Below are 573 nucleotides of genomic sequence, written 5' to 3' on the forward strand. Positions count from 1 at the left end.
TCAAAGACCTCTCCGACGAGGTGCAGGACGAGGTTCTCGCTCTTGCCGGGGCCATCGCTGAAGGCGGTCCTCAGATGGGTCGGCCGCGTGTCGATACTCTGAATGGGTCGAAGCACCCGAACATGAAAGAGGGCCGGTTCAGGGCGGCGGGCGGCGTATGGCGCGTGGCCTTCGCATTCGATGTCGAGCGCCACGCGGTGCTCCTGGTCGGCGGGAATAAGGCCGGCGTCGCTCAGAAGCGCTTCTATCGGGTGCTGATCGCCCGAGCGGACGAGCGGTTCGACGAGCATCTCAAAGCCCAGGAGGCGAAGGAATGAGCGGGTATCGGACGGTCAGCCTCGATGAAGTGATGGCAAAGCTCCCGCCGGAGCGGCAGCAGCGCATCAAGCAGAAGACCGAGCAAATCCTCCTGGAGCAGGCGACCCTGCGGGAGCTTCGCAATGCGCTCGGCGTCACCCAGGAGAAGCTCGCGAAGTCGCTCGATGTCGCGCAGGAGAACGTGAGCCGGCTGGAGGATCGAAACGATCCGAAACTCTCAACGCTTGCCGCCTACGTGAAAGCTCTCGGGGGCAC

General features: G+C 63.9%; 2 protein-coding genes. Both read left to right on the forward strand.

The features are described 5' to 3' along the window. The coding region (locus tag KZZ06_RS20055; protein WP_219581760.1) for a type II toxin-antitoxin system RelE/ParE family toxin at window positions 1-317 on the forward strand (317 nt) is incomplete at its 5' end. After that, a partial coding sequence (locus tag KZZ06_RS20060) for a helix-turn-helix transcriptional regulator (protein WP_219581761.1) occupies window positions 314-573 on the forward strand: 260 nt, incomplete at its 3' end. The genes KZZ06_RS20055 and KZZ06_RS20060, both read left to right, overlap by 4 nt.

The sequence above is a fragment of the Sulfitobacter sp. CW3 genome (genome assembly GCF_019392245.1).
Classification (GTDB): Bacteria; Pseudomonadota; Alphaproteobacteria; order Rhodobacterales; family Rhodobacteraceae; genus Sulfitobacter.